The organism is Streptomyces sp. NPDC002935 (assembly GCF_040611295.1).
Taxonomy (GTDB): Bacteria; Actinomycetota; Actinomycetes; order Streptomycetales; family Streptomycetaceae; genus Streptomyces.
Genome location: NZ_JBEXNW010000040.1, coordinates 1 through 26,762, shown reverse-complemented (window position 1 = coordinate 26,762; position 26,762 = coordinate 1). Strand labels below are relative to the sequence as shown.

Here is a 26,762-nt window from a genome sequence, read left to right as displayed (position 1 = left end):
CAGGGTGCGGAGTCGTGTGTTCTCGTGAGAGGTGCCGGGCCCGCACCGCGGGGCACGGATGCGCCGCGCGGACCGAAGGTCCGGACCCTCGACACCCGATAGGTCTAAACCAATTTAGGATCGGGCCTTGTCACCGAGCCCTCCGGTCTGATGAGCTGTGGCCTGGGACACAACGGACACCCTGGGAAAGGGAGATGTCGTGAGCAACGAAAGCCTGGCCAACCTGCTGAAGGAAGAGCGCAGGTTCGCGCCGCCCGCCGACCTGGCGGCGAACGCCAATGTCACCGCGGAGGCGTATGAGCAGGCCAAGGCTGACAGGCTCGGCTTCTGGGCCGAGCAGGCCCGTCGGCTGACCTGGGCCACCGAGCCGACCGAGACGCTGGACTGGTCCAACCCGCCGTTCGCGAAGTGGTTCGCCGACGGGAAGCTGAACGTCGCGTACAACTGCGTGGACCGGCACGTCGAGGCCGGGAACGGTGACCGCGTCGCCATCCACTTCGAGGGTGAGCCGGGCGACAGTCGGGCCATCACCTACGCCGAGCTCAAGGACGAGGTGTCGAAGGCCGCGAACGCCCTCACCGAGCTGGGCGTCGGCAAGGGCGACCGGGTCGCCGTCTACCTGCCGATGATTCCCGAGGCCGTCGTCGCGATGCTGGCCTGCGCCCGTATCGGCGCCGCGCACTCGGTGGTCTTCGGCGGGTTTTCCGCGGACGCGATCGCCACCCGCATCCAGGACGCCGACGCCAAGCTGGTCATCACCTCCGACGGCGGCTACCGGCGCGGGAAGCCGTCCGCGCTCAAGCCGGCCGTCGACGACGCGGTGAGCCGGGTCGACGGGGTCGACAAGGTGCTGGTGGTCCGCCGTACCGGCGAGGACGTCGCCTGGACCGAGGGCCGCGATGTGTGGTGGCACGACATCGTCGGACGGCAGTCGGCCGAGCACACGCCGGAGGCGTTCGACGCCGAGCATCCGCTGTTCATCCTCTACACGTCCGGGACCACCGGGAAACCGAAGGGCATCCTGCACACCTCGGGCGGCTACCTCACGCAGGCCTCGTACACCCACCACGCCGTCTTCGACCTCAAGCCGGAGACCGACGTGTACTGGTGCACGGCCGACATCGGCTGGGTCACCGGGCACTCGTACATCACGTACGGCCCGCTCTCGAACGGCGCGACGCAGGTGATGTACGAGGGGACCCCGGACACGCCGCACCAGGGCCGGTTCTGGGAGATCGTCCAGAAGTACGGGGTGACGATCCTGTACACGGCGCCCACGGCCATCCGTACGTTCATGAAGTGGGGCGACGACATCCCCGCGAAGTTCGACCTGTCGTCGCTGCGGGTGCTCGGGTCGGTCGGCGAGCCGATCAACCCCGAGGCGTGGATCTGGTACCGCAAGCACATCGGCGGGGACCGTACGCCGATCGTCGACACCTGGTGGCAGACCGAGACCGGCGCGATGATGATCTCGCCGCTCCCCGGGGTCACCGAGACGAAGCCGGGGTCGGCGCAGCGGGCGCTGCCCGGCATCGCGGCGACGGTGGTCGACGACGAGGCGAACGAAGTACCCGACGGCGGTGGCGGCTACCTCGTGCTGACCGAGCCGTGGCCGTCCATGCTCCGCACGATCTGGGGTGACGACCAGCGGTTCCTCGACACGTACTGGTCGCGCTTCGAGGGCAAGTACTTCGCCGGGGACGGAGCCAAGAAGGACGACGACGGCGACATCTGGCTCCTCGGGCGCGTCGACGACGTGATGCTCGTGTCCGGGCACAACATCTCGACGACCGAGGTCGAGTCGGCCCTCGTCTCCCACCCGGCCGTCGCCGAGGCGGCGGTCGTGGGCGCGGCGGACGAGACGACCGGTCAGGCGATCGTCGCCTTCGTCATCCTGCGCGGGACGGCTTCCGCCGAGGACCCCGGGTTGATGGCGGACCTGCGCAACCACGTGGGCACCACGCTCGGTCCGATCGCCAAGCCGAAGCGGGTCCTGCCGGTGGCCGAGCTGCCGAAGACCCGGTCGGGGAAAATCATGCGCCGCCTGCTGCGCGACGTGGCCGAGAACCGCGAACTCGGTGACGTCACGACGCTCACCGACTCCACGGTGATGGACCTGATCCAGGCGAAGCTGCCGGCCGCGCCCAGCGAGGACTGACGCGGACTCACCCCGCCCGCCCTGGCCCGAGGGGTGTGGGAGCACCAGGTGCTCCCACACCCCTCGCGCGTTCCCAAAGCCCTCGCGCGTTCCCACACCCCTCGAACCCGTCCCGCACCCTCGCCTCGCGAGTCACCCCGCCCTCGCGTAGTCCCCGCGCCTACGGGCGGACCCGGCCGACCGGCGCGCACCGCTCCCCCCTCGAACGTGCAGCGTCCTTCCGCAGGGCTGCCGATATGGATGCCGGGATGCCCCTCGGCCCAACCCCTCAGCTCCCAACCCCCTCAGTCCAACCAACAACCCCCCGTGCCCGGTTTGGTCGTAGTGTGAAGATCCCGCACCAACCCGGCCGCACGTTAGGTAAAGTAAGCAAAGCGCCAAAGGCGCGACAAGATCGTTCATGGTGTGCCGGGAAGTCTGGTCGGCGAGTGCTCAGTCCTGCCTGCTCGACCGGAGGTCCTCCCCGTGGCCGCGCCCCCCAGCACCACCCGTAAGTTCTTCGGCCGGATGTCCCTGCCCGAGCGGAACTTCGTGGCGGACGCGCTGCGCGCCGAGACCGTGGGCGGGGTGCTGCTGCTGATCGCGGCGATCGCGGCGCTGATCTGGGCGAACACCCTGCCGGGCAGCTACGAGACCGTCTCGCACTACCACTTCGGGCCCGCCGCGCTCGGGCTCGATCTGTCCGTGGAGCACTGGGCTGCCGACGGACTGCTCGCCGTGTTCTTCTTCGTCGCCGGGATCGAGCTGAAGCGCGAACTGGTGGCCGGGGATCTGCGGGACCCGAAGGCCGCGGTGCTGCCCGTGGTGGCCGCGGTCTGCGGCATGGCCGTTCCCGCGGTCGTCTACGTCCTGACCAACGTGTTCGGCGGAGGCTCGCTCGAAGGATGGGCCGTCCCCACCGCCACCGACATCGCCTTCGCGCTCGCCGTACTCGCCGTCATCGGGACGTCGTTGCCGTCCGCCCTGCGCGCCTTCCTGCTCACCCTCGCCGTCGTCGACGACCTGTTCGCGATCCTGATCATCGCGGTCTTCTTCACCGACTCCATCAACTTCGCGGCGCTCGTCGGGGCAGTCGTCGGCCTCGGCGTCTTCTGGCTGCTGCTGCGCAAGGGCGTACGCGGGTGGTACGTGTACGTCCCGCTCGCCCTGGTCATCTGGGGCCTGATGTACAACAGCGGCATCCACGCCACCATCGCCGGTGTCGCGATGGGCCTGATGCTGCGCTGCCACCCGCACGAGGGCGAGGAGCACTCCCCCGGCGAGCACATCGAGCATCTGGTGCGCCCGGTGTCGGCGGGGCTCGCCGTGCCGCTGTTCGCCCTGTTCAGCGCCGGTGTCTCGATCTCCGGCGGGGCGATCGGCGATGTGTTCACCCGGCCGGAGACACTCGGCGTGGTGCTCGGACTCGTCGTCGGCAAGGCGGTCGGCATCTTCGGCGGCACCTGGCTGACGGCCCGGTTCACCCGGGCCTCGCTCAGTGACGAGCTGGAGTGGGCCGACGTCGCCGCCGTCGCCACCCTCGCCGGAATCGGCTTCACCGTCTCCCTGCTCATCGGCGAACTCGCCTTCGCGGGCAATACGAGCCTCACCGACGAGACCAAGGCCGCCGTCCTGATCGGCTCGTTCATCGCGGCCGTGCTCGCCACGGCGCTGCTGAAGATACGCAACGCCAAGTACCGGGCGCTGTGCGAGGACGAGGAGCGTGACGAGGACCTCGACGGCATCCCCGACATCTACGAGCAGGACAACCCGGCTTACCACCTGAGGATGGCCGCCATCTACGAGCGGAAGGCCGCCGAACATCGCAGGCTTGCCGAAGTGGCGGGTGGGGCAAGCGAGGGGAACCACGGTCCGGCATGATCTGACAGGACCGTACAAACACATGCAGAAGAGGGAGATCGCGATGAGCGCACCCGACGGCAGCCCGGTCGGCGCCGAACGCAGCATCGGCCAACTGGTCGCCTCGGCGACGACCGAGATGTCCGCACTGGTGCACGACGAAATCGCACTGGCGAAGGCGCAGCTCAAGCAGGACGTCAAGCGCGGCGCGGTCAGCGGCGGCGCGTTCGGGGCGGCCGGCGCCGTGCTGATCTTCTCCCTGCCGATGCTCAGTTTCGCCCTCGCCTACGGCATCCGGACCTGGAGCGACTGGAATCTCGCGATCTGCTTCCTGCTGTCGTTCGCGGCGAACGTGCTGGTCGCGGCCGTGCTCGCACTGATCGGCGTGATCTTCGCGAAGAAGGTCAAGAAGAGCCAGGGCCCGCAGAAGGTGGCCGCCTCCGTGAAGGAGACAGCGGGTGTTCTGCCGAACGCCAAGCCGCACCCCCGGCCCGAGCCGGTCGAGGACGCCGTCAAGGCTGTGGCACGCTCATCCTCATGACGGACCCCGCCACACCTTCGGCTCATCCCATCTCGGCCGTACGGATCGACCTTCCCGGCGGACAGAAAGTGATCCACCGGGACGTGGCCGCCAACGGCGCGCGCTTCCACATCGCCGAGCTCGGCGACGGGCCGCTCGTCCTGCTGCTGCACGGCTTCCCGCAGTTCTGGTGGACCTGGCGGCACCAGCTCGTCGCGCTCGCCGACGCCGGCTTCCGGGCCGTGGCCATGGACCTGCGGGGCGTCGGGGGCAGCGACCGCACCCCGCGCGGTTACGACCCCGCCAACCTCGCGCTCGACATCACCGGGGTCGTACGGTCCCTCGGCGAGCCCGACGCCGCGCTGGTGGGGCACGATCTCGGCGGCTATCTGGCGTGGACGGCGGCCGTCATGCGGCCCAAGCTCGTCCGCCGGCTCGCGGTGTCGTCGATGCCGCATCCGCGGCGCTGGCGTTCCGCCATGGTCTCCGACGTCAAGCAGACGGCGGCGGGCTCCTACATCTGGGGATTCCAGCGCCCGTGGATCCCGGAGCGCCAACTCGTCGCCGACGACGGCGCCCTGGTGGGCCGTCTGGTACGGGACTGGTCGGGGCCCCGGCAGCCGGACGAGGACGCCGTGGAGGCGTACCGCCGTGCCATGTGCATCCCGTCGACCGCGCACTGCGCCATCGAGCCGTACCGGTGGATGGTGCGGTCCATGGCGCGCCCGGACGGCATCCAGTTCAACCGGCGCATGAAGCGGCCGGTGCGGGTGCCGACGCTGCATCTGCACGGCTCGCTCGATCCGGTGATGCGGACGCGGAGTGCGGCGGGCTCCGGGGAGTACGTCGAAGCGCCGTACCGCTGGCGGCTGTTCGACGGGCTCGGGCACTTCCCGCACGAGGAGGATCCGGTCGCCTTTTCCACCGAACTGGTCAACTGGCTGAAGGATCCGGAACCCGACCGGTGACCCTCCGGTCACCCTTGAGTGACCGCCCGAACGCGCCCGGTGTCGCGCCCGGAATGCGGACAGTGAACAGCTGTCCTACGAACAGCCAATTGCCTGGCGCATAGGCCAATTGAGGGGCCGGGGCGAGGTTATCGACCTTGGGGCAGGGGCAGACGTCGGGGTATGGGCTGGACGCACGACTACAGTGACGCAGCACGCAATCGCCGCTCGGCCACGGGTCTGAGCTCCCATCAGAGGGGCACACCGCAGCTGACGGGCACGGATCCCCGCGTGGGGATTCCGCACATTCTGCGCCGCCGGGCCCGCTGGGTCTCCGTGCGGCTGCGCCATCCACGCGGCTGAGGCCCCGCGCCCACCGCTCAGAGCGCGCAGCTGTCGCTGTCCACCTGCTGGTTGGCCGTACGCCCCTTGACGATGTCCTCCCGGACCTCGTCCGCAGTGAGCGCGTAGCCGGTGTCGGCGTCGTCGAGCGACTTCGCGAAGACCACGCCGTACACCTTGCCCTCGGGTGTCAGCAGCGGTCCGCCCGAGTTGCCCTGACGGACCGTCGCGTACAGCGAGTAGACATCGCGGCGCACCGTCTTGCGGTGGTAGATGTCGGGGCCGTTGGCCGTGATGCGGCCCCGCACGCGCGCGGGCTGGACGTTGTACGAGCCGTTCTGCGGGAAGCCCGCGACGATCGCGTTGTCGCCGCTGCTCGCGTCCGCGGAACTGAACTTCAGCGCGGGCGCCTTCAGGTTCGGTACGTCGAGTACGGCGATGTCGCGCTCCCAGTCGTACAGGACGACCGTGGCGTCGTACTTCTTGCCCTCGCCGCCTATCTGGACGGTGGGCTCGTCGACTCCGCCCACCACGTGCGCGTTGGTCATCACACGGCGGTCGCTGAAGACGAATCCGCTGCCTTCGAGGACTTTGCCGCAGCTCTGGGCGGTGCCCATGACCTTGACGATGGAATTCTGCGCACGGGTGGCGACGGGGCTGGCGGCGAGCGCCGGGTCGGGCGGCCGGACCTCCGTGATGGGCTCGTTGGCGAACGGGCTGAAGACCTGCGGGAAGCCGTTCTGCGCGAGAACCGAGGAGAAGTCGGCGAACCAGGTGTTGGCCTGGGAGGGCAGCGCGCGGGACACACCGAGCAGCACCTTGGAGTTGCGGACCTCCTTGCCGAGCGTCGGCAGCGTCGTGCCCGCGAGGGCCGAGCCGATCAGCCAGGCGACGAGCAGCATCGCCACGACGTTCACGAGGGCGCCGCCGGTCGCGTCCAGGGCTCTGGCCGGGGACCACGTGATGTACCGGCGCAGCTTGTTGCCGAGGTGGGTGGTGAGGGCCTGGCCGACAGAGGCGCAGACGATCACGACGACCACCGCGACGACGGCGGCGGTCGTGCTCACCTCGCTGTCGTCGGTCGCCCAGCCCCAGATGACCGGGAGCAGGTATACGGCGACGAGACCACCGCCCAGGAAGCCGATCACCGACAGGATGCCGACGACGAAGCCCTGGCGATAGCCCACGATCGCGAACCACACAGCGGCGACCAGCAACAGGATGTCCAGCACATTCACGAAGGTCACCTTGTCATGCGCGCCAGTCGAGCGGGACCTGCTTGTCGCGGTCCCACGGGCGCTCCCAGCCCGCGAAATGCAGGATCTTGTCGATCACTCCGGCCGTGAAACCCCAGACCAGGGCCGATTCGACCAGAAATGCCGGACCTCGGTGACCGCTGGGATGCACGGTGGTCGCACGGTTGGCCGGGTCCGTGAGATCCGCCACGGGCACCGTGAAGACCCGGGCCGTCTCACCCGGGTCGACGACGCCGACCGGGGTCGGGCGGCGCCACCACCCGAGGACCGGGCTGACCACGAAGCCGCTCACCGGGATGTACAGCTTGGGCAGCACGCCGAAGAGCTGGACGCCGCTCGGGTCGAGGCCGGTCTCCTCCTCGGCCTCGCGCAGGGCGGCCCGCAACGGCCCGTCGGCCTTCGGGTCGCCGTCCTCGGGGTCGAGTGCGCCTCCGGGAAAGGACGGCTGCCCGGCGTGCGATCTGAGGGTGCCGGCGCGCTCCATGAGCAGCAGCTCGGGGCCGCGACCGCCCTCGCCGAAGAGGATGAGCACGGCGGATTGACGGCCCGCGCCGTTCGCCGGCGGCAGGAAGCGGCTCAGCTGGAGCGGTTCCACCGTCTCCGCGGCATGCGCGACCGGGCCCAGCCAGTCGGGCAGCCCGTCCTTGCTGAGTACCACCGGCCCGCCCTGCGTGTTGCTCGCGTCCTGTGTGTTGCCTGCGCGCGTCATCGACACCCCCGTTCTGCACTTCCCAACGCCCGCCAGGGCCGTGTTCGTTCCGTCATCCGGCGCCCAGTGGGGGTGCGGGGATGCCGCCCGCGTCCAGATAGGCCTGCGGGGGGTTGAGCCGCTGGCCGGGGAAGCCGCCCTTCTCGTACTTCAGGAGCTTCTTCGCCTTCTCGGGGTCGGTCTCGCCCTCCCCGTACGCCGGGCAGAGCGGGGCGATGGGGCAGGCGCCGCAGGCGGGCTTGCGGGCATGGCAGATCCGGCGCCCGTGGAAGATCACGTGGTGCGACAGCATCGTCCACTCGGTCTTCGGGAAGAGCCCGCCGACGGCCGCCTCGATCTTGTCCGGGTCGGTCTCCGCGGTCCACTGCCAGCGCCGCACGAGCCGCTGGAAATGGGTGTCCACGGTGATTCCGGGCCGCCCGAAGGCGTTGCCGAGCACGACGAAGGCGGTCTTGCGGCCCACTCCGGGCAGCTTGACGAGGTCTTCGAGGCGGCCGGGCACCTCGCCCCCGAAATCGTCCCGCAGGGCCTTGGAGAGCCCTATGACCGACTTGGTCTTGGCCCGGAAGAACCCGGTCGGGCGCAGGATCTCCTCGACCTCCTCCGGGTTGGCCTCGGCGAGGTCCTCGGGGGTCGGGTATCTGGCGAAGAGCGCCGGCGTCGTCTGATTCACCCGCAGGTCGGTGGTCTGGGCGGACAGGACCGTGGCGACGATCAGCTGGAAGGGGTTCTCGAAGTCCAGCTCCGGGTGGGCGTACGGGTACACCTCGGCCAGCTCGCGGTTGATGCGGCGGGCCCGGCGGACGAGGGCGGTGTGCGACTCGTGCTTCGGCGGCTTCGCGACGACGGGCCCCCCGGACGCCGCCTTCGCGGAGACGGCTTCGACGGGCGCCGCCTTCTTGGACGCCGCCTTCGCGGAGACGGTTTTTTTGGAGACGGCCCTCTTGGAGACAGACTTCGAGGGGGCCGCCTTCTTGGAGACCGCCTTCGTCGGCGTCACCTTCTTGGCGGTCGCTTTCGTGGGCGTCCCCTTTTTGGCGGTCTGACGGGCGGTGTTCTTCGCGCCCTTCTCGGCAGCCGCCTTCGGTGCAGACTTCCGTGCAGACTTCGGTGCCGTCTTCACCGGCGTCGACTCTGTCGCTTTTGTCGGTTCTTTGGTTCCGTCGGGGGCCTGTTCGCCCACAGCGGAATCGCGACGTACAACCACCTGCCCAGCCCCCTTGGCCTGTGCTCTCACCGGCGATTTGGACACCCGGCCAGCCTAAAGCCCGGCACCGACATCCGCCCCGGACCCTGAAGATCGGCCCCCAATTGGCCCCCTGCCGCACTCGTTGGGACGCCAGTGCGGCAGACTTGTGACTGATCACACTGTTTGGACCGTCCGGCAAGATGGGGAACACGGTCCCCTGGTACCAAGGGGGAGCAAGATCCCCTGAGCAGGTCGACAAGGAGAGAACTCGTGGACGACGTTCTGCGGCGCGCCCCGCTCTTCGCGGCGCTCGATGACGAGCAGGCCGCGGAGCTCCGCGCCTCCATGAGTGAGGTGACCCTCGCGCGAGGCGACGCTCTCTTCCATGAGGGCGACCCCGGCGACCGCCTCTATGTGGTCACCGAGGGCAAGGTGAAGCTCCACCGCACCTCCCCCGACGGGCGCGAGAACATGCTGGCCGTCCTCGGCCCCGGTGAGCTGATCGGCGAGCTGTCGCTGTTCGACCCGGGCCCGCGCACGGCGACCGCCACCGCGCTCACCGAGGTCAAGCTGCTCGGCCTCGGCCACGGCGACCTCCAGCCATGGCTGAACGCGCGGCCCGAGGTGGCCGCCGCCCTGCTGCGCGCCGTCGCACGGCGCCTGCGCAAGACCAACGACCAGATGTCCGACCTGGTCTTCTCCGACGTGCCCGGCCGTGTCGCGCGTGCCCTGCTCGACCTGTCGCGCCGCTTCGGCGTGCAGTCCGAAGAGGGCATCCACGTCGTGCACGACCTCACCCAGGAGGAGTTGGCTCAGCTGGTCGGCGCCTCCCGCGAGACCGTCAACAAGGCGCTCGCCGACTTCGCGGGCCGCGGCTGGCTCCGCCTGGAGGCCCGCGCGGTGATCCTCCTGGACGTGGAGAGGCTCGCCAAGCGCTCGCGCTGACACTTTTTGGCCGTACGTCGACGGGGTCCCGCCTTCTTCCGAAGCGGGGCCCGTCGTCGTCGCCCGTGGACATACCCCCGGTTCCGAAGCGGATCCGTCGAGGCACCCCCTCCCGAGGCGGGCCTCGTCGACAGGACCGCCCTCAGGGCTCCCTCGGCCCAGACACGCGGAAATGACCTGCGCCACGGCCGCCCGCCGGTCCACAGTGGGCTCATGGCCGCTCAGGGGCACCACAGAGGACTCGACGCCCAGGGATACATCGCGCGCGAGGGATCACTCGCGCTCGTCCCGTACGCCTTCAGGCCGGTCGTCGCGGCGGCCCGCGACCGCTACCTGGACGTCTTCGGGGCCCGACTGAACGGCGCGTACCTCTACGGCTCGATCCCGCGCGGCACCGCGCGCGTGGGACGCTCCGACCTCGACCTGCTGCTCTGCCTGCGTGCCGAACCGACGGACGCGGACCGCGCCGACGCCCGCACACTCGAAGCGGCGCTCGACAAGGAGTTCGCCGAGATCGACGGGGTGGGGACGCTGCTGTTCAGCCGTACGCGGCTGCTGAGCGACCTGGAGACGTACGACCTCGGCTGGTTCGTCGCCTGCCTCTGCACGCCCCTCCTGGGCGAGGATCTGGCCGAGTACCTGCCCCGCTACCGCCCCGACACGCTGCTCGCCCGTGAGACGAACGGCGACCTCGCCCTGATGCTGCCGCGCTGGCGTGAGCGGATCGACGGAGCCGCGGACACCGATGAGGCCCGACGCCCGCTGGTCCGCTCGATGTCGCGGCACCTCGTGCGCACCGGCTTCACCCTCGTCATGCCGCGCTGGAACGGCTGGACCAGCGACCTCGGGGAGATGGCCGAGGCCTTCGCCGCGTACTACCCGGAGCGGACCGCCGACCTGCGGAGGGCGGCCGTCCGCGGATACGAGCCGACCGGCGACCCGGCGGCGCTCCGCTCGTACGTCGACGACCTGGGGCCTTGGCTCGCCGGGGAGTACGCGCGCGTGCACGGCATCAAGGCGCCCCGCCCGTGAAGACCCCCTCCAGGAGACCGGCGAACCCCGCCACGGCGCGTGACCTGTCCTAGATGAGCCCGTGCTCCCGCAGGTAGTCCATCTGGGCCCGCACCGACAACTCGGCCGCGGGCCACAGCGACCGGTCCACGTCCGCGTACACGCGCGCGACGACCTCCTGCGGCGACCGGTATCCGTTCTCGACGGCCGTCTCGACCTGGGCGAGCCGGTGGGCGCGATGGGCGAGATAGAACTCGACCGCGCCCTGGGCGTCGTCGAGGACGGGCCCGTGACCGGGCAGGACCGTGTGGACGCCGTCGTCGACCGTCAGGGAGCGGAGCCGGCGCAGGGAGTCGAGATAGTCGCCCAGGCGGCCGTCAGGATGGGCCACCAAGGTCGTACCGCGCCCCAGGACGGTGTCCCCGGTCAGCACGGCCCGATCGGCCGGGAGATGGAAGCACAGGGAGTCGGAGGTGTGCCCCGGGGTCGACACGACACGCAGTTCGAGCCCGCCGAGGCTGATCACATCCCCCGCGGCCAGCCCCTCGTCCCCCAGCCGCAGCGCCGGATCCAGGGCCCGCACCTTGGTCCCCGTCAGCTCGGCGAACCGCGCCGCGCCCTCCGCGTGATCGGGATGCCCGTGCGTCAGCAGGGTCAGCGCGACGCGCTTCCCGGCCTTCTCGGCCGTGTCCAGCACGTTCCGCAGATGTACGTCGTCCAGGGGGCCCGGGTCGATGACGACCGCGAGCTCGGAGTCCGGCTCGGCCACGATCCACGTGTTCGTGCCGTCCAGGGTCATCGCGGAGGCGTTGGGGGCGAGGACGTTCACCGCGCGCGCGGTTGCCGGGCCGGAGAGGACCGTGCCTCGTGGCCGGCCGGGGAGGGCTGCTGCGTCGGTCATGCGGAGGCTCCACCGGTCGGGATGTGCTTGGTGAACTCGTCGTGTCCGGGCCAGGCGAGGACGACCTCGCCGTCCTCCAGGCGGGCCTTGGCGAGGACGGGGGTCAGATCACGGGCGGGTGCGGCGGCGAGGGCGTCGGCGGCCCTCTCGTACTCCACGATCCCGCGCAGGGTCGCGATGGTGGGCGGCATCATCAGCAGCTCGCCCTTGTCGTAGCCGGCCGCCGCGTCGGCCGGGCGGATCCACACCGTGCGGTCGGCCTCCGTGGAGGCGTTCCGGGTGCGCTGGCCCTCCGGGAGGACGGCCACGAAGAACCATGTGTCGTAGCGGCGGGACTCGAACTCCGGGGTGATCCAGCGGGCCCAGGCCCCGAGCAGGTCCGAGCGGAGCACGAGTCCTCTGCGGTCGAGGAACTCCGCGAAGGACAGGTCCCTGGCGACCAGGGCCGCCCGGTCCGCCTCCCAGTCCTCGCCCGTCGTGTCACCGACCACGGTGTCCGGGCTGGGGCCGGCGAGCAGGACGCCCGCCTCCTCGTACGTCTCCCGTACGGCCGCGCAGACGATGGCCTGGGCGGAGGTCTCGTCCACGCCGAGCTTCTGGGCCCACCACGCGCGCGTGGGCCCCGCCCAGCGGATCTGGTGCTCGTCGTCGCGCGGGTCCACGCCGCCGCCCGGATACGCGTACGCGCCCCCGGCGAAGGCCATGGAGGTGCGTCTGCGCAGCATGTGGACCACGGGGCCGGCCTCGCCGTCCTTGACCAGCATCACGGTGGCCGCGCGCCGGGGCGTGACCGGCGTCAGCGTGCCCTCGGCAAGCGCCCGAATCCGCTCCGGCCACTCCGCCGGAAACCATTGCCCATTCCCCATGGCCGGAGGCTATCCCGAGCCGGGCGGATGTTCGAGGCCCCACCGCCCCCACGAGCGCTCCTCGCCCCCTCCGCCCCTGCCCTTCCCGTTCCCGGGCTCCGCCCAGACCCCGCCCCTCGAACGCCGGAGGGGCTGAGACTCGACACGACGAACCCGCGGCTCACCGCGCACGGAAAGGGGCCGTGCCGGTACATCCCTGATGTACCGGCACGGCCCCGACCCACGACAGACCAGGCACCCGAAGACGCCCGGAGGGCTACGCGTGCGTGAGCTCCACCTGGATCTCGACCTCGACCGGCGCGTCCAGCGGCAGCACAGCCACACCGACCGCGCTCCGGGCGTGGACACCCTTGTCACCCAGCACCGCACCCAGCAGCTCACTCGCGCCGTTCAGCACACCCGGCTGCCCCGTGAAGTCCGACGCCGAGGCCACAAAGCCGACGACCTTCACGACACGCGCGATGCGATCCAGGTCGCCCACGACCGACTTCACGGCCGCCAGCGCGTTCAGGGCGCACGTACGGGCCAGCTCCTTGGCCTCCTCGGCCGTGACCTCGGCCCCCACCTTCCCGGTGACCGGAAGCTTCCCGTCCACCATCGGAAGCTGCCCGGCGGTGTACACGTACACGCCCGACTGCACGGCGGGCTGGTACGCGGCCAACGGCGGAACGACACCCGGAAGGGTCAGCCCGAGCTCGGCCAGCTTCGCCTCGACCGCCCCGCTCATGCGGACTTCTCGCGCTTCAGGTAGGCCACCAGCTGCTCGGGGTTGTTCGGCCCGGGCACGACCTGGACCAGCTCCCAGCCGTCCTCGCCCCAGGTGTCCAGAATCTGCTTCGTGGCATGGACGAGCAGTGGCACAGTGGAGTATTCCCATTTGGTCATGTGGCCGACTGTAGCCGCTGCCGACCGCCGTCCACCGCCCGAGCCACCCCCCTCCCCGCACCCGAAAGCGCAGCTTGTCCACAGCCTCCTGCTTACTCCGGCGGCGGACTGGTTAGACGCCTCACGGCGCTAAGAGTCAAGCTGCCGCAGCAAGCGAGACAGGGAACGCTACGTGTTCGTCGAACAGCTCGCCTTCCTGCAGGCAGTGGTAGAGCTGGCCGAGCATGCGGTTGAAGAGGTTACGCAGAGCGGCCGCGTGCCAATCGCCGTGCTCTTCGCGTCGTCGGCGGTAGTGTGCTTTGGCGCCCGGCGAACCGGTCAGTGCTGCGAACGTCCACAGGTAGCCGGCGTGGTTGAGCCGGTCGTTCTTGATCCGCCGTCGTGTGATGCTCGACTTCTTCCCAGAAGCTCTGGTGATGGGCGACGAACCCGCATACGCCTTCAGGCCGCGGGCGTCGGCAAACCTGAGATGGTCGTCCCCGATCTCGGCTAGCACCCGGGCGCCGAGCTGCACGCCAAGACCGGGGAAGCTGAGAATCACGTCAGCGTCCGGGTGCTGAGGGAAAGCCTCCTCCACAGCCTCGGCAAGGTCATCGGCAGCCGTGCAAGCGGCCTCCAGTTGGAGGAGCAGGGCGAGCATCTGCTTACCGAGCGCCTCCTCGACCAGCTGCGGCTGGTGAGCCGACTCGGTGCGGAGTGCCTCGCGCAGCCGATCGGTGTCGATCTCGATGCCGCGTTTGCGGCCCGCCCTTTTGAGGGCCGCTCTGATCTGCGTACGGCTCAGCCGTGCGGCGCCAGCCGGAGTGGGGGCTAGCTTGAGCAGCGCGCGTGCCTCTGGGCGGCACAGCCCGTTGGCCCAGCCAGCGAAGGCATCCAAGGCGGCCGGGTAGTACTCGCGCAGCAGAGAGCGGAGCTGGTTGGCCATCTGCTGCCGGTTCCACACCGCGTCCTGTTGGGCGCGGGCGAGGACGGCTATAGCGCGAGCCAGTTCGGAATCGTTGGGCAACGGCCGGTGCGCGTGCATGTCGGTGCGCAGGATGTTGGCCAGGACGAGGGCATCGCCGGGGTCGGACTTCTTGCGCGAGACAGAGTGCCGGTCGCGGTAGCGAGCGGCGGCCATGGGGTTGATCGCGAAGACCCGTCGCTTGCCCTGCCGCAGCACGGCGACCAGCAGGCCACGGGAGGTCTCGATGGCGATGGGGATCGGATCCTCTTCGGTGTCGCCATGTTCGGCGAGCAGGTCGATCAGCAGCTGGTAACCAGCCGCATCGTCGGCTATATGGCGTTTCGCCAATAACTTGCCAGTGCTGTCGACCAGGGCGACGTCATGTGTCCGTTCCGCCCAGTCGATTCCGCAGTAGATCACGGGCCGTTCCTTCTCCACGGTGCAGGTGTTTGCGCTGGTCACGAGCGCATGCGGGCCACGCAGCGACCTAATTCCAGGACTCAGCCGCACGGGCTGGTCCGACGCCTCACTAGTTGTGTTCGTGGCACCAGCGCACCACGCGGGCCTCGGTCTACGCGGGAGCTCAGACGGCTCGGGCTTCACGAGAGGTCACCGTGCGGTGGGCTCGTCCCACAACACCAACGAGGGACTGGCCTTCGAGTGTTGACGGCCGAGCCGACTGCGAGCAGCGCCGGTCTGCGCAGAGGCCTCGAAGGGCAGGACCGGACCAGGCATCCACTCGCCACCAGCACGACCGTCAATCTCGCGTGAGGGACCGTCCGCGCGCTCTAACCAGAGGCTTCGCAAGCCCGGCTCGAATCAGACGTGACGGCACTCACCCCTCGAACACCCCGACAACTCCACCCGGAACCACCGGAGTGCTTAGCAAGGAATTAGGCTCGAATACGTGAGCAGGCTCCAGGTCGTCAGCGGCAAGGGCGGTACCGGCAAGACCACGGTGGCCGCGGCCCTCGCGCTCGCCCTCGCGACCGAGGGCAAGCGCGCCCTCGTCGTCGAGGTCGAGGGCAGACAGGGCATCGCGCAGCTCTTCGAGACAGAAGCGCTGCCCTACGAGGAGCGGAAGATCGCCGTCGCTCCGGGCGGCGGGGAGGTGTACGCCCTCGCCATCGACCCCGAACTGGCGCTGCTGGACTACCTCCAGATGTTCTACAAACTGGGCGGCGCCGGCCGCGCCCTGAAGAAGCTCGGCGCGATCGACTTCGCGACGACCATCGCGCCCGGACTGCGCGACGTGCTCCTCACCGGCAAGGCCTGCGAGGCGGTGCGGCGCAAGGAGAAGAACGGGCGCTTCACGTACGACTACGTGGTGATGGACGCGCCCCCGACAGGCCGCATCACCCGCTTCCTGAACGTCAACGACGAGGTCGCCGGCCTCGCGAAGATCGGCCCGATACACAATCAGGCACAGGCCGTGATGCGGGTCCTCAAGTCCCCGGAGACGGCGGTCCACCTGGTGACACTGCTGGAGGAGATGCCGGTACAGGAGACCGCGGACGGGATCGCGGAGCTGCGCGCGGCGAAACTTCCCGTGGGCCGGATCATCGTCAACATGGTCCGCCCGGCACTCCTCGACGACACCGACCTGGCACTCGCGGAGTCCACTCCCCGTACGGCGATCGCCAAGTCGCTCTCCGCGGCCGGACTCGGCGGCGCGCGTCGCGGCGGACTGGCCGAGCGGCTCGTGGAGCCGCTCCTCCAGCAGGCCGAGGAGTACGCCGAGCGGTACGCCCTGGAGACCGAGCAGCGGAGCGTACTGGCCGAGCAGGACCTGCCCCTGCACGAACTCCCGCTGCTCGCCGAGGGCATGGATCTGGCGGGCCTGTACGAACTGGCCGCACAGCTGCGTAAGCAAGGGATGTCATGAGTCTGGACCCCGCCCGCGTCCTCGACCTCGACCCGCTGCTCGACGACCCGAAGACCCGCATCGTGGTGTGCTGCGGCTCGGGCGGCGTCGGCAAGACGACCACGGCGGCGGCCCTCGGGCTGCGCGCCGCGGAGCGCGGCCGCAAGGTGGTCGTGCTCACCATCGACCCCGCGCGCAGGCTGGCGCAGTCCATGGGCATCGACTCCCTGGACAACACTCCGCGCCGGGTGAAGGGCGTCGAGGGGAGCGGCGAGCTGCACGCCATGATGCTCGACATGAAGCGCACGTTCGACGAGATCGTCGAGGCGCACGCGGACGGCGAGCGGGCGGCCGTGATCCTCAACAACCCCTTCTACCAGTCGCTTTCGGCGGGCTTCGCGGGCACGCAGGAGTACATGGCGATGGAGAAACTGGGCCAGTTGCGGGCGCGCGACGAGTGGGACCTGATCGTGGTCGACACACCGCCGTCCCGCTCGGCCCTGGACTTCCTGGACGCCCCGAAGCGGCTCGGGTCCTTCCTCGACGGGCGGCTGATCCGGCTGCTGACGGCGCCGGCGAAGCTCGGCGGCCGTGCGGGCATGAAGTTCCTGAACGTCGGGATGTCGATGATGACCGGCACCCTGGGCAAGCTGCTCGGGGGCCAACTCCTCAAGGACGTCCAGACGTTCGTCGCGGCCATGGACACCACCTTCGGCGGTTTCCGCACACGGGCCGACGCCACGTACAAGCTGCTCCAGGCGCCCGGCACGGCGTTCCTCGTGGTGGCGGCGCCGGAGCGGGACGCGCTGCGCGAGGCCGCGTACTTCGTGCAGCGACTGGCCGCGGAGGACATGCCGTTCGCCGGACTGGTGCTCAACCGGGTGCACGGCAGCGGCGCCACCCGGCTGTCCGCCGAGCGGGCGCTCGCCGCCGCGGAAGATCTTGATTCCACCGGTGCGGAAGATCTTGATTCCACCGGTGCGGAAGATCTTGATTTCGCCGACGCAGAAAATCTTGACGACGCCGGCATTGTGGATCAGGGGGACGGGAAAGCTGGACTTCGTAACTCTCCCGACACGTACGGCAGTTCAGAATCACCGGCTTCCGAGACATCAGCTCCTGACGAAGGCTCCCCCGCCGTTACGGACAGGACAGCCGCCACGGACAGCACCACCGCTACGGACAGGACCGCCGCCACGGACCCCGAGCGGTCCGTCGACCAGCTCACCGCAGGACTGTTGAGGCTCCATGCCGAGCGCATGCAGTTGCTCTCCCGCGAGCAGCGCACGCGTGACCGCTTCGCCGCGCGCCACCCGGAGGTGGCGGTGGCCGAAGTGGCCGCACTGCCCGGTGACGTACACGATCTCGCCGGCTTGCGCGACATCGGGAACCGGCTCGCGGCCCACCGGCCGGAGCTGCCCGAAAGCTGAGCATCCGGGAAAGCCTTGAGGGGACGCTCTCAGCCCCTGCCGGCCCCTGCGGCACCGGACGGGCCCTGGAAGGACCCGGACGGGCCTGAGGGGCCCTGGGCATGGCGTCCTGCCCCGGAGGGCGAACTCCCCTCAGCCCACCGCGGCGTAGCGCTCGTACACCTCTTCCTCGTCGAGGGGCAGCAGGCCCGCACCGCGCTCGTACTCCGTACGCGCGGTCTCGAGCAGGCGACGCCACGAGGTGACGGTCGGCCGCCGGCGCAGCAACGCACGGCGCTCGCGCTCGGTCATGCCACCCCACACGCCGAATTCGACGCGGTTGTCGAGCGCATCGGCGAGGCACTCCGTGCGAACCGGACATCCGGTGCACACTGCCTTGGCCCTGTTCTGCGCTGCTCCTTGAACGAACAGTTCATCCGGATCGGTAGTGCGGCAGGCCGCCTGCGCACTCCAGTCGGTTACCCAGCCCATACCGGCGCCGTCCTCTCCCGAATCGAGGCTCCCCCACGGCGGCAGCGGCATATTCACCGCCGCCAGTTGAGGACGTTACGGAAGGTGGGCACAGCGCAACACCCCCTTCGGGCCCAATCTTGAATGGCCCGAACGGACTATGCGTAAGCGGCAGATCACCCGGGGGAGTGAGCTGGGGACATGCGCGACTATCCCGTCAAACCGGGACAGTTCAGTTGAGTCACAACGGACGCCGAGTGACACACAAGGCTGATTCGGACACGCGCTCCACAGGAACGCGGAACCTCCGGAACGATTCGGGGTCGCCGGACGTATTGATACGTGGCCGTACTGCTGTGACAGTTGAGAGCAGCTTAGGCCAAGGCATATACGCGTGTCCGGCGAATGAGAACGTAGGCTGCCCTCATGCCAAAGAAGCGCTCGGGTGGTGGTCTGTCCCCTACGCAGCAGGCCGCCAAGTTCCTCGGTGTCAGCGTGCTCGCGGGCGCCGTCATGGCCGGAATCGCGCTGCCCGCCGCGGGCGCGCTCGGTCTGGCGGCCAAGGGATCGGTCCAGGGGTTCGATGACATTCCGGACAATTTGAAGAGTCCGTCACTGAGTCAGCGGACCACGATCCTGGACAGCAAGGGCGGTCAGATCGCGACCGTCTACTCGCGCGACCGCACGGTGCTCGACCTCAAGGACATCTCGCCCTCCATGCAGAAGGCGATCGTCGCGATCGAGGACTCGCGCTTCTACGAGCACGGCGCGGTCGACCTGAAGGGCATCCTGCGCGCGGTCAACCAGAACGCGCAGAACGGCGGCATGCAGGGTGCCTCCACCCTGACCCAGCAGCTGGTGAAGAACTACTTCGTGGAAGAGGCGGGCGACGACCCGACGAAGGTCGCCCAGGCCACCCAGCAGACCATCGGCCGCAAGATCCGCGAACTCAAGTACGCGATCCAGCTCGAAGAGAAGCTGGGCAAGAAGAAGATCCTCGAGAACTACCTGAACATCACGTTCTTCGGGGAACAGGCGTACGGCGTCGAGGCAGCCGCCCAGCGCTACTTCTCCAAGCCCGCCAAGGACCTGAACCTCCAGGAGTCGGCGCTGCTCGCGGGCATCGTCCAGTCGCCGAGCCGGTACGACCCGGTCAACGACGAGGAGGAGGCCACCAAGCGCCGCAACACCGTGCTGCAGCGCATGGCCGAGGTGCACGACATCTCCCAGCAGCAGGCCGACAAGGCCAAGGCGGCGAAGCTCGGGCTGCACGTCAGCCGCCCGAAGAACGGCTGCATCACGGCGGTCAAGGGCGCCGGCTTCTTCTGCAAGTACGTGGAGAACGTCTTCCTGAGCGATCCGGTCTTCGGCAAGACCAAGGAGGCCCGGGCCAAGGTCTGGAACCAGGGCGGCCTGACGATCCGCACGACGCTCGACCCGCAGTCCCAGGCGTCGATCCAGACGTCGATCAAGGATCACGTCTACAAGTCCGACAAGGTCGCCGCGGCGGCCACCCTGGTCGAGCCCGGCACCGGGAAGATCCTCGGGATGGGCCAGTCGAAGCCGTTCGGCACCGGAAAGAACGAGACCGAGTACAACTACTCGGTCAACTACGACATGGGCGGCTCGAACTACGGCTTCCCGACCGGTTCGACGTTCAAGCCGTTCGTGGCCGCGGCCGCGCTGGAGCAGGGCCGTCCGGCGACGCAGGAATACTCCTCGCCGAACAAGATGCCGTACCCCAGCCCCGTACAGACCTGCGGCAGCAAGCCGTGGACGAACCAGGCGAACGAGCAGGTCCCGAACGAGAGCGTGGACGAGAAGGGCCCGTATCAGCTGAAGGAGGCGATGGCCAAGTCGGTCAACACCTACTTCGTGCAGATGATCTCCGACATCGGCCTCTGCCCGGTGATGAACCAGATCGACAAGCTCGGTGTGGTCCAGGGCAACGGCGACAAGCTCCCCCAGGTGCCCTCCATCGCCCTGGGCGCCAAGGGCATCTCGCCGCTCACCATGGCCACGGCCTACGCCTCCTTCGCCTCCCGCGGCATGTACTGCACCCCGATCGCCATCGAGTCGATCAGCCAGCAGATCGGCGGGCACGAGAAGTCCCTGGACGTGCCCAAGTCGACCTGCTCGCGGGCCATGTCCGAGCAGACCGCGGACACCGTCAACAGCCTGCTGAGCGGCGTGATCGACTCCGGTACGGGCCAGCAGGCCGGTCTCACCGACCGCGCCAACGCCGGTAAGACGGGTACCACCGACGAGCGCAAGAACGCCTGGTTCGTCGGCTACACGCCGAACCTGTCCGGCGCGGTCTGGGTCGGCAGCGCCACCCAGCAGGTCAAGATGCGGAGCATCCAGATCGGCGGCGTCTGGCACGACAAGGTGTACGGCGGTCAGGTCCCCGGGCCGATCTGGCGGGACCTGATGACGGGCGCTCTCGTGGGCAAGGACGCCCCGTCCTTCAACCTGATCAACATTCCCGACCCCGAGAAGGACAAGGACAAGGGCAAGGGCGACGGCCAGGACGACGGGAACAACGGCCGCCACGGCAGAGGGAACGGGAACGGGAACACCATTCTCGGAACCACCATCGGCGGCCAGAGCGACGGCGGAGTGGTGACCCCGACGCCTACCTTCTCCCTTCCCGAGGGCTGGATCCAAGGCAACACCAACAGCGGCAACGACAACGGCGGGCAACGCAACTGACCCGTACGCCCGTACGCCCGTACGCCGGAAGTCGGCGCGTGAGCGCCTGAACGCCCCGTGGGCCAGGAGTCGATCCTGGCCCACGGGGCGTTCGGCTTGACGGGCGTTCGGCTTGACGGGCGTTCTGAGGTCCCGGGCCGGCCGGGGTTCCACGAGGCCGGTCCAGCGGCGGCGGCCGCCCGCGCCGGGTTCGTGCCCGGGTTCGCGCTGGGTTCGCGGTGGTGTCAGCCCGGGCCGGGCTCGCGGTGGTGTCAGCCCGCGAGCAACTTCTTCACGACGGCGGCGACGCGGCCACCCTCGGCCAGGCCGGCCACCTTCGGGTTCACGATCTTCATGACCTGGCCCATGGCACGCGGTCCCTCGGCACCCGCCGCCTTCGCCTCCTCGACGGCCTGGGCGACGATCTGCTGAAGCTCCTCGTCGGACAGCTGCTTGGGCAGGTACGCGGCGAGCACCTCGCCCTCCGCCCGCTCCCGCTCGGCCGACTCGGGGCGCCCGCCCTGCGCGAAGGCGTCAGCGGCCTCGCGACGCTTCTTCGCCTCGCGAGTGATCACCTTCTGCACTTCGTGGTCGGAGAGCTCGCGCTTGGTCTTGCCCGCGACCTCCTCCTTGGTGATCGCGGTAAGGGTCAGCCGGAGCGTCGAGGAGCGCAGCTCGTCGCGCCCCTTGATCGCGGCGTTGAGGTCTTCCTGCAACTTCGACTTGAGCGTGGTCATGGTTCCTTCATAGCCTTTTGTCATGGACCCGGTCAACGAGATATCGCAGGTCACAAGCGACTCGGCACGACTCCGCACGTTGGCCCGGATGACGGAACGCGGAAGGCCCGACGCGGACGTACCGACTGGACGGGGGAAGCGGCAGCGATCCACTGCCGGATCTCCCACGTGAACGATGACGACCAAACGGGCGTCGCCCGACAAGAGCGTATCCGCCGTGACATCACGGAACAGCTCGCAGTCACCGTCATGCACGACGTGATCTACGTGGACAACGACCGCCCAGCACGGCAGCGATACCGGAAGCCGCCCGAAAGGGGCTTCCGCCTCGTTCGATCGGGGTTGTCCACAGGGGGGCACGCGGGCTCATCGGGGTCTGACACGATGGGCGTATGCGCGCGCGATACGGAGTACCCCTGGGAATCACGGCGGTGGGCGCCGCCGGTCTGCTGTACTCGGCGGGGTTCGAGGCCCGCTCCTTCCGCCTGCGGCGGGTGACGGTCCCGGTCCTGCCGCCGGGGATGCGACCGCTGCGCGTCCTGCAGGTCTCGGACATCCACATGGTGGGCGGCCAGCGCAAGAAGCAGCGCTGGCTGCGCTCCCTGGCCGGCCTGCGCCCCGACTTCGTGATCAACACCGGGGACAACCTCTCGGACTCGGAGGGCGTGCCCGAGGTACTGGACGCGCTCGGCCCCCTGATGGAGTTCCAGGGCGCCTATGTCTTCGGTTCGAACGACTACTACGGCCCCACACCCCGCAACCCCGCCCGCTACTTGCTCGAGAAGGCGCAGGGCCGTCACGGGCTGAACGGCAACAAACCGGTCGTGGGCGCCGTCCACAACCCGTGGGAGGACCTGCGCGACGGCTTCGACACCGCGGGCTGGGTGAACCTGACGAACACACGGGGGACGCTGAAGGTCGAGGGCGCGGAGATCGAGCTGACCGGCCTCGACGACCCTCACATCAAGCGCGACCGGTACGCGCGCGTGGCCGGTGGCCCGTCCGAGTCCGCCGACTTCTCGATGGGTGTGGTGCACGCCCCGTACCTGCGCTCCCTGGACGCCTTCACGGCCGACGGCTACCCCCTGATCCTGGCGGGCCACACGCACGGCGGCCAGATCTGCCTCCCCTACTACGGCGCCTTCGTCACCAACTGCGACCTGGACACGGACCGCGTCAAGGGCCTGTCCACCCATACGACGGAGGGCCGGACGTCGTACCTGCACGTCTCGGCGGGCTGCGGCACGAACCGCTACACCCCGGTCCGATTCGCCTGCCCGCCGGAGGCGTCGCTGCTGACGCTGGTGGAGCGGAAGTAGAGGTCCGCCGGACCCCGGCGGGCGCAACCGGTGGTTGAGCGAGGACCGGGGTCGTGATCACGCCGGCGGGCCGGGGACGGCGCGGAGCGCTGCCCCCTGGCTCAGGAGGCACGGGCGTCGCAGCCCAGTGACGCGTGAAGCACGGGCATGGACATGGGCATGGGCATGGGCATGAAGTCTGAAAGCGGGCGGTACGGACCGGAGACGGTACGAGATTCCGCCGACGCGGGCCAATAATGATGCGGGCGTAACCCACCCAGTCGACCCATATCGCCCAAACTGCCCGATCCGCTTAGCGTGGGGCCATGATCACCCCCATGCCCAGGGACATACCCGACCTCCCCGCGATACCGGGTATCCCCCCGTCGATCCGCTCCTTCGTCCCCGCGACGGCGGTGGTGGCTCCCGCGCGCCGCCCGGCCACGGCGGTCTACCGCGTCCTGGTGGCCCTCGCGGCGGCAGCGGGCGTGGCGATCGACATGAAGCTGGGCAACCCGGCCCGGGTGCTGAGCTACTTCACGATCCAGACCAACCTGCTCGTCGCCGTGGTCTTCGCGGCATCGGCACGCCGGGCCTGGTCCGCCCGCCGGCCCCTGCCCGGGGTGCTGACGGGCGGCACACTGATCTACATCTCGATCACAGGCCTGGTCTACCACCTGCTCCTGGCGAACGAGTCGACCCCGTTCTCCATGACCGGAGACATCGACACACTCTCCGGCTGGCACGCGGTCGCCAACCAGCTCCTCCACACGGTCACGCCGATCGCCGTGGTCCTCGACTGGCTGCTGCTGACCCGCCCGACCCCGCTGGCGCTCCGCAACGCGGCGACCTGGCTTCTCTACCCGCTCGCCTACCTGGCCTTCGGCCTCGCCCGCGGCGCGATGCTGTCGCCCGGAACCCCGGCGCGCTACCTCTACCCCTTCGCCGATGTGGACCGGCACGGCTACACGGGCGTCCTCGGCAACACGGCCGTCCTCGGCGTCGCCTTCTACGCCCTGGCCCTCCTCATCGTCGCCCTCGACCACGTGCGCCCCGACCCGGTCCGACGCCACGGCCGACGCCCCGAAAACCGGATTTCGTCTCCGGGCACCGGTGGGCTAAAGTAAACGACGTCGCCGCGAGAGCAGCGACGATCGGGGTGTAGCGCAGCTTGGCAGCGCGCTTCGTTCGGGACGAAGAGGTCGTGGGTTCAAATCCCGCCACCCCGACAGCTAAAACACCAGGTCAGGGCCGGTTTTCCTTCACGGGAAACCGGCCCTGACTCGTTTGTCGAGGCCTCTGGGGAGTGAACGGGGAGTGGATCAAGGAATTTCACTCCCCGGGCTTCACTCCTGGCGCGCTCTCAGCAAGGCATCGAGTGCGCACACCGGTGACCGCGGGTGCATGGCGGACCGTGCCGCCAACGACTCCTCCCACTGCTCGGCCAGTTCACCCATGAGCCGATTGGGTCTGCCGCACGATCACGACGTGATTCAAACTTTCTCCACTGGTTCAAGTGCCCGCGCGAGCGCGGGCTGGCCCCTGGGGCCGCAGCAAGCGACGGCCCATGAGTAGAGACCCGGACACGGAGTGCTCCGGTCAGAGCGTGCCTCCGGCGGGGGCGCTCGGGCTCCGAGATGGCGGGGGCTCCGTTCGCGGGTGCCGGCCGAGTGTGGCGTGCGTGGGGTGCTCCCATCCCGCCTGCCGTCGACCCAGGCAGAGCCGAGCAGTCGCGGCCCAGGGCGTCAAGGTCGTTCGTCCAGCAGGGCGCTCCACCTTGACGCCCTGAACCACGCCCGCTCCACGGTGTGTGGGTCGACGGCAGACGGGATGGGAGCTGGGGTGAGTGGTGGGTGGGGGAGGGATAGCCTCGGAACCTGATCTCAGGATCCGCGGGCCCGGCGGTTGGCCCGTCCGCGCATCAACGGACGCGGGTATGGGCCGTTCAAATGTGGGGTGGGGTGGATGAGCGCAGAGGTGGAGCGCGAGCGCTGGGAAATGCGGGCCGAAGGCGGCGTGGGGCCGCTTTGGTTCGGGATGTCTCCAGCCGAGGTCGCCGAGGCACTGATGGTCTCCGAGCCCGAAACTCGGGTTGGCGGGCCCTACGAGCAGGAAGACTTCTCGGGCGGGGTGAAGGCGTTCTACGCCGCAGGCAAGCTTGTATGTGTGGCGCTGGATGCGGCCACCGGTCCGCAGGTCTTCCTGGCAGGCTTCCCGCTGGCCGGCCGCGATCCAGCGGAGGGCCACCAATTCCTCCTGGACCACGCCGCCGAACACGGGAACTGGGTGCTCTACACCCCTGACGGTTCGCTCGCCCTGACCGATCTCAGACTGCTCTTGCGCTCGCAGCAGGTCGGGGACTCGCTCCTAACGCGCCCGCTCTTCGTGAAGGAGGAGTGGTTCGAGTCGCAGTATTACCGCGACCACCTTCCGTTGGAAGATGCCCCGGGCTGGGTGCCCGAGTACCCGTTCCCTGCCGCGCCCTAGCGGGACAACAGCCCTCCGAGAGCCCATTCGGCGTCTGACATCAACACCTGACACCAACAAGCACGAACATCGCCGGTTGGCGCCGTACCTCGATGAGCCCCCGCTCAGGGATCACCGGCCGTCGACCAACGTCACCAACGCCCCGCAATTGACCTGATAAGGATGAGGCCACAGGTTCAAATCCTGCGGCCGGCCCGTAAGGGTGTCCCTAGTGCTCTGGCCATGGATGAGCTGCGACGACTTCCGATGGCGGAGATCCGCCCCATAGGTTCTTGAGCTCGGGCACGGATGTCGGAGGGCGACGATGGAACAGCCGCGGATACGTCTCGGCAGCGATAACGTGTGGCTGGAACTGACTCGGACCTGTGAGGACAGCTGGCAGGTCACCGCAGATTGGTCCTCCTGCCTGACAGCTGACTTCACCGCGGATCTCAGCGCTGCGGAGGCTGCGGACTTCGCAGCGCGGATGCTCTCTTACCTGCGCGCGCCGTCGGGTGGACGCTTTTCGGCGGCGGTGACTCCCGGCCGCAACAATCCGCTGACGTTGAACGCAGAGCCCGTCGGGGACGGTTTCGCCTTCTTCGTGCGCTTGACCCCGAACGGCGACGACGACGTGTGTCACTTGCGGATGGAGATCGATCCAATCGCCACGTGGGAACTTCGTGAGATGTTCGATGCGCTCCACTCGGCGCTGGTGGTCTGACCGCACGTTGAACGAAGCCTCAGGGACGGGTGACCCCTAGAAGTTCCCCGTGCCACAACCGCGCCAGAACGGACGGGGACTCTCGGGGAACAGCGTCTGCTGACGGGGGCCACAGCCAGCAGACGCCGAAGTCGGCATCCCGCAGGTCAGACCCCAACTCGCCCCACCACGCTCCTAAAGCGGTGGCCGGCCAGCAGGCAGGTGGCTGTACAGCAGCGAAGTACAGTAACCACCGCACCCAGCCACCCGTCACCGGCCCCGAGCGAGCGTCTGACGTACCCGGCAAACCTCAGCGACCACCGTGCCCATAGTTCGCATCGAGGTGGCACGAGCGGTGATGCCTGACTTCGGTCGCGTTACGATACGCGGCCCGGAGGTGATCATGGGTCTTACCGTTCCGCCAGCCCCGTTCGACATCGCGGAAGTATTTCCAGAACTCGTGCCGTATGCGCGGGCAACCACTCTGCTGTACCCACGCGCGGGCAGCCCCGTATGTCGGCGACGGCTGAAAATTGGACCAGTAGCGGCGCTTGAAAGTTGACCCCTCCAGGGGGTCTGGCTCGTTGAGCCAGGCCGGGAGGAGTGGTG

24 protein-coding genes and 1 tRNA gene are annotated in these 26,762 nt (G+C 69.1%); 15 read left to right on the top strand and 10 right to left on the bottom strand.

Features of this window, described 5'->3' with window-relative positions:
- The first annotated feature begins 157 nt into the window (after nucleotides 1-157).
- From acs to ABZX90_RS36725, 5 genes are all read left to right on the top strand, one after another.
- A complete protein-coding gene (acs, locus tag ABZX90_RS36745) occupies nucleotides 158-2,158 on the top strand; it encodes an acetate--CoA ligase (protein ID WP_351126405.1) in 2,001 nt (666 codons plus the stop codon).
- A 465-nt stretch (nucleotides 2,159-2,623) separates the two neighbouring features.
- Entirely contained in the window at nucleotides 2,624-4,018 is a 1,395-nt protein-coding gene (gene nhaA / locus ABZX90_RS36740) for a Na+/H+ antiporter NhaA (RefSeq protein WP_355212360.1), read from the top strand.
- Nucleotides 4,019-4,061: 43 nt separating this feature from the next.
- Entirely contained in the window at nucleotides 4,062-4,538 is a 477-nt protein-coding gene (locus tag ABZX90_RS36735; protein ID WP_351126409.1) for a phage holin family protein, read from the top strand.
- Nucleotides 4,535-5,485 carry an alpha/beta hydrolase gene (locus ABZX90_RS36730; protein WP_351126411.1) on the top strand — a complete coding sequence of 317 codons (951 nt, stop codon included), beginning with the start codon at nucleotides 4,535-4,537 and terminating at the stop codon, nucleotides 5,483-5,485. The genes ABZX90_RS36735 and ABZX90_RS36730 overlap by 4 nt, the downstream gene beginning before the upstream one ends.
- A 162-nt stretch (nucleotides 5,486-5,647) precedes the next feature.
- The gene (locus ABZX90_RS36725) at nucleotides 5,648-5,827 is read left to right on the top strand and encodes a hypothetical protein (protein ID WP_261704743.1); all 180 of its coding nucleotides are present in this window, start codon (nucleotides 5,648-5,650) and stop codon (nucleotides 5,825-5,827) included.
- 17 nt (nucleotides 5,828-5,844) lie between these two features.
- On the opposite strand, the gene ABZX90_RS36720 is transcribed toward ABZX90_RS36725, so the two are convergent.
- The 3 genes from ABZX90_RS36720 to nth are packed head-to-tail and all read right to left on the bottom strand — an operon-like array spanning nucleotide 5,845 to nucleotide 8,894.
- On the bottom strand, nucleotides 5,845-7,044 hold the full coding sequence (locus tag ABZX90_RS36720; protein WP_351126413.1) for a MarP family serine protease: 1,200 nt from the start codon (nucleotides 7,042-7,044) through the stop codon (nucleotides 5,845-5,847).
- Nucleotides 7,045-7,057: 13 nt separating this feature from the next.
- Nucleotides 7,058-7,771: a CoA pyrophosphatase gene (locus ABZX90_RS36715; RefSeq protein WP_351126415.1), complete on the bottom strand. Its 714-nt coding sequence runs from the start codon at nucleotides 7,769-7,771 to the stop codon at nucleotides 7,058-7,060.
- 52 nt (nucleotides 7,772-7,823) lie between these two features.
- Nucleotides 7,824-8,894: an endonuclease III gene (nth, locus tag ABZX90_RS36710; protein ID WP_351126417.1), complete on the bottom strand. Its 1,071-nt coding sequence runs from the start codon at nucleotides 8,892-8,894 to the stop codon at nucleotides 7,824-7,826.
- Nucleotides 8,895-9,230: 336 nt separating this feature from the next.
- Between nth and ABZX90_RS36705 the strand changes: the two genes are divergently transcribed.
- Nucleotides 9,231-9,905, top strand: a complete 675-nt coding sequence (locus tag ABZX90_RS36705; protein WP_006382668.1) for a Crp/Fnr family transcriptional regulator — start codon at nucleotides 9,231-9,233, stop codon at nucleotides 9,903-9,905.
- A gap of 213 nt (nucleotides 9,906-10,118) precedes the next feature.
- On the top strand, nucleotides 10,119-10,937 hold the full coding sequence (locus ABZX90_RS36700; RefSeq protein ID WP_355212353.1) for a nucleotidyltransferase domain-containing protein: 819 nt from the start codon (nucleotides 10,119-10,121) through the stop codon (nucleotides 10,935-10,937).
- Nucleotides 10,938-10,986: 49 nt separating this feature from the next.
- Here the strand turns inward: ABZX90_RS36700 and ABZX90_RS36695 are convergent, their stop codons facing one another.
- From ABZX90_RS36695 to ABZX90_RS36675, 5 genes are all read right to left on the bottom strand, one after another.
- Nucleotides 10,987-11,817 carry an MBL fold metallo-hydrolase gene (locus ABZX90_RS36695; RefSeq protein ID WP_351126421.1) on the bottom strand — a complete coding sequence of 277 codons (831 nt, stop codon included), beginning with the start codon at nucleotides 11,815-11,817 and terminating at the stop codon, nucleotides 10,987-10,989.
- On the bottom strand, nucleotides 11,814-12,683 hold the full coding sequence (locus ABZX90_RS36690; RefSeq protein WP_355212350.1) for an NUDIX hydrolase: 870 nt from the start codon (nucleotides 12,681-12,683) through the stop codon (nucleotides 11,814-11,816). Before ABZX90_RS36690 ends, ABZX90_RS36695 begins: the two co-directional genes overlap by 4 nt.
- A gap of 256 nt (nucleotides 12,684-12,939) precedes the next feature.
- Nucleotides 12,940-13,410, bottom strand: a complete 471-nt coding sequence (locus ABZX90_RS36685) for a RidA family protein (RefSeq protein WP_261704750.1) — start codon at nucleotides 13,408-13,410, stop codon at nucleotides 12,940-12,942.
- The gene (locus tag ABZX90_RS36680) at nucleotides 13,407-13,568 is read right to left on the bottom strand and encodes a DUF4177 domain-containing protein (protein ID WP_261704751.1); all 162 of its coding nucleotides are present in this window, start codon (nucleotides 13,566-13,568) and stop codon (nucleotides 13,407-13,409) included. The genes ABZX90_RS36685 and ABZX90_RS36680 overlap by 4 nt, the downstream gene beginning before the upstream one ends.
- A gap of 136 nt (nucleotides 13,569-13,704) precedes the next feature.
- Nucleotides 13,705-14,934 carry an IS110 family transposase gene (locus tag ABZX90_RS36675; protein ID WP_355212565.1) on the bottom strand — a complete coding sequence of 410 codons (1,230 nt, stop codon included), beginning with the start codon at nucleotides 14,932-14,934 and terminating at the stop codon, nucleotides 13,705-13,707.
- 487 nt (nucleotides 14,935-15,421) lie between these two features.
- On the opposite strand from ABZX90_RS36675, the gene ABZX90_RS36670 reads away from it, so the two are divergent.
- A complete protein-coding gene (locus tag ABZX90_RS36670; RefSeq protein WP_351129134.1) occupies nucleotides 15,422-16,399 on the top strand; it encodes an ArsA-related P-loop ATPase in 978 nt (325 codons plus the stop codon).
- Nucleotides 16,396-17,808 carry an ArsA family ATPase gene (locus ABZX90_RS36665; protein WP_355212345.1) on the top strand — a complete coding sequence of 471 codons (1,413 nt, stop codon included), beginning with the start codon at nucleotides 16,396-16,398 and terminating at the stop codon, nucleotides 17,806-17,808. The genes ABZX90_RS36670 and ABZX90_RS36665 overlap by 4 nt, the downstream gene beginning before the upstream one ends.
- A 132-nt stretch (nucleotides 17,809-17,940) precedes the next feature.
- Here ABZX90_RS36665 and wblA read toward each other — a convergent pair whose 3' ends face one another.
- Entirely contained in the window at nucleotides 17,941-18,279 is a 339-nt protein-coding gene (wblA, locus tag ABZX90_RS36660; protein WP_028799159.1) for a transcriptional regulator WblA, read from the bottom strand.
- A 405-nt stretch (nucleotides 18,280-18,684) separates the two neighbouring features.
- Here wblA and ABZX90_RS36655 point away from each other — a divergent pair, with 405 nt between their 5' ends.
- Nucleotides 18,685-20,970 carry a transglycosylase domain-containing protein gene (locus tag ABZX90_RS36655; RefSeq protein ID WP_355212342.1) on the top strand — a complete coding sequence of 762 codons (2,286 nt, stop codon included), beginning with the start codon at nucleotides 18,685-18,687 and terminating at the stop codon, nucleotides 20,968-20,970.
- A gap of 251 nt (nucleotides 20,971-21,221) precedes the next feature.
- Here the strand turns inward: ABZX90_RS36655 and ABZX90_RS36650 are convergent, their stop codons facing one another.
- Nucleotides 21,222-21,686: a GatB/YqeY domain-containing protein gene (locus tag ABZX90_RS36650; protein ID WP_355212339.1), complete on the bottom strand. Its 465-nt coding sequence runs from the start codon at nucleotides 21,684-21,686 to the stop codon at nucleotides 21,222-21,224.
- A gap of 392 nt (nucleotides 21,687-22,078) precedes the next feature.
- Between ABZX90_RS36650 and ABZX90_RS36645 the strand changes: the two genes are divergently transcribed.
- From ABZX90_RS36645 to ABZX90_RS36625, 5 genes are all read left to right on the top strand, one after another.
- A complete protein-coding gene (locus tag ABZX90_RS36645; protein ID WP_355212336.1) occupies nucleotides 22,079-23,005 on the top strand; it encodes a metallophosphoesterase in 927 nt (308 codons plus the stop codon).
- A 317-nt stretch (nucleotides 23,006-23,322) separates the two neighbouring features.
- The gene (locus ABZX90_RS36640; RefSeq protein ID WP_351129119.1) at nucleotides 23,323-24,111 is read left to right on the top strand and encodes a Pr6Pr family membrane protein; all 789 of its coding nucleotides are present in this window, start codon (nucleotides 23,323-23,325) and stop codon (nucleotides 24,109-24,111) included.
- A gap of 28 nt (nucleotides 24,112-24,139) precedes the next feature.
- Nucleotides 24,140-24,213 (top strand) — tRNA-Pro (locus ABZX90_RS36635).
- A gap of 736 nt (nucleotides 24,214-24,949) precedes the next feature.
- Nucleotides 24,950-25,471, top strand: coding sequence for a hypothetical protein (locus ABZX90_RS36630; RefSeq protein ID WP_355212333.1), 522 nt, complete (start codon nucleotides 24,950-24,952; stop codon nucleotides 25,469-25,471).
- 304 nt (nucleotides 25,472-25,775) lie between these two features.
- Nucleotides 25,776-26,174, top strand: coding sequence for a hypothetical protein (locus ABZX90_RS36625; protein ID WP_355212330.1), 399 nt, complete (start codon nucleotides 25,776-25,778; stop codon nucleotides 26,172-26,174).
- The last annotated feature ends 588 nt before the right edge of the window (nucleotides 26,175-26,762 follow it).